2 protein-coding genes are annotated in these 699 nt (G+C 39.9%); one reads left to right on the forward strand and one right to left on the reverse strand.

Features of this window, described 5'->3' with window-relative positions; all coding sequences use genetic code 11:
- Positions 1–172: 172 nt before the first annotated feature.
- On the reverse strand, positions 173–439 hold the full coding sequence (locus A3854_RS06125; protein ID WP_084041749.1) for a hypothetical protein: 267 nt from the start codon (positions 437–439) through the stop codon (positions 173–175).
- Positions 440–449: 10 nt separating this feature from the next.
- Here A3854_RS06125 and A3854_RS09695 point away from each other — a divergent pair.
- Positions 450–699, forward strand: a 250-nt coding sequence (locus tag A3854_RS09695) for a hypothetical protein (RefSeq protein WP_219336936.1), incomplete at its 3' end; no start/stop codon positions are given.

Below are 699 nucleotides of genomic sequence, written 5' to 3' on the forward strand. Positions count from 1 at the left end.
ACTTTTAATGTATCAAATCCAGCTCCGCCGTCGATAGTTGAAGTATCTTGAATACTTGCATTTTTACCGATAGAGATAACATCGTCTCCGCCGCCACCGCTTACGGTAGAGTTATTCTTAACGGTTAGATTATTTCCGATAGTAATCGTGTCTTTACCGTCAGTAGCGTTATTTACTCCGCCACCGCCTTCGCCCAGTCTCCGTAAATTCCGGCATTACCGTCTAGGGTTAGGTTATCGCCTATAGTAATGGTATCTTTTCCTTGACCACCTTTTACGTCGGCATAGTTTTTAAACGTTACGTTATTTCCTATGGTTACCGTATCGTTACCGAAAGTACTTTGGTGAGTCGTATCACCATCATCCATATAAATATCAGAGTCATCTATAGTAACGTTATTTCCTATTTTTGCGGTATCACTATGGAATCCTAGATCCATATGTGTACCTTTGCTAATATTAACTCCATCCCCTATCTCAAGTGCATCAGATAAGACGACTGTTACCCTAAATGCGACAAAAGGTGAACGACTAAATATTACTGGTCAAGGCGAAGAGGACGTATTTACTCTAAAAGGTGGCTCTACCCTTAATTCTTCTGGAGTTAATTTAGGCAACGGTAATAATACTATCAATGTAGATGGTGCTAAGATTACAACATCTAGCCTTATAACTGGAAGCAATGACGATATTATCAACC

Origin of the sequence: Campylobacter concisus (genome assembly GCF_002092845.1) — a bacterium.
Lineage (GTDB): Bacteria > Campylobacterota > Campylobacteria > Campylobacterales > Campylobacteraceae > Campylobacter_A > Campylobacter_A concisus_AQ.

Excerpts from the sequence above, each read along its gene's own strand:
- A3854_RS06125 (WP_084041749.1), bottom strand. The coding sequence starts at position 439 with ATGGATCTAGGATTCCATAGTGATACCGCAAAAATAGGAAATAACGTT.